Annotated in this window: 1 protein-coding gene; it reads left to right on the top strand. The window is 46.0% G+C overall.

What is annotated here, in order from left to right:
* Nucleotides 1-399 (top strand): DegT/DnrJ/EryC1/StrS family aminotransferase (locus tag ACK4HU_RS21935; protein WP_409810351.1); only part of this gene is annotated, 399 nt, incomplete at its 5' end.
* Nucleotides 400-1018: the final 619 nt, after the last annotated feature.

The following is a 1018-nucleotide window of genomic DNA, read 5'->3' as shown; positions in this document are numbered from 1 at the left end:
GCTAAATTGAAAATAGCACCAAACCCCAATCCTTTGTCTTCCGAAACCGGACATCAGACATCGGACATCCCACATCGGACATCGGACATCAGAAATCAGACACCGGACATCCTACATCCGAAATCCCAAATCCGAAATCCCAAATCGAACTTCCACCTCTTCTATCTACTATTCGAGAACCTCGATTCCCGAACTCAATATGCCAACCAATTAAAAGAACAAGGAATCCTCTCTGTATTTCATTACCAGTCGCTTCACGCATCCGCCTTCGCCCAAACCCATTTTCCGGAGCAAAGTAAAAAAACACTCCCTATCTCTGACCGATTTTCTGACTGCTTACTTCGGCTGCCCATGTTTTATGAATTGCCAGAATTGATTAGAGATGTAAGTAGTGAGTAGTTAGTCGTAAGTGGTAAAAGGTAAATCGGAAACGGTCCTTCATAATTTAGCATCCTCCTACCATGACAACCCTTCCAACACTTGTGGTGAGCAGCTTGCCCGCCGTGGCGGGAAGTCGAAGGGTCAGCCACGCTTCGCAGTCCTACTTGATAAGCTTGTCCGCCTCAGGAGGATTGATCATTGAAAATTGATAATTGAGCATTGAAAATTGATAATTGTCACAAGTACCAAGACATCCCAACCTTCATACTTCCAAGCCACTTGATAAACTTGTCCGCCTCAGGAGAGTTCTGTTTTTGTCACTCTGAGCAGCTTTCGTGCTGCGGCGGAGTGTCGAAAGGTCAGTGTTCAGTCACGCTTCGCAGGTCCACTTGAAAATTGATAATTGAGCATTGATAATTGTTCATTGAAATCCTATCCTCCAACCTTGACAACTTGACTACCATGACAACAATTTTCAAGAAGCAAGATTTGGAAACCTAAAGCCCAAGTGGTACCAGTCTGTAACCATGACAACAATGACGGTTGGTGAGCCTGTCGAACCACAACCCTTCCAACACTTGTGGTGAGCAGCTTGCCCGCCGCGGTGGGTAGTCGACCCATCGGACACCCGACAACA

The organism is Algoriphagus sp. (genome assembly GCF_046296635.1).
Classification (GTDB): Bacteria; Bacteroidota; Bacteroidia; order Cytophagales; family Cyclobacteriaceae; genus Algoriphagus.
This window is presented reverse-complemented; position numbering and strand designations above follow the sequence as displayed.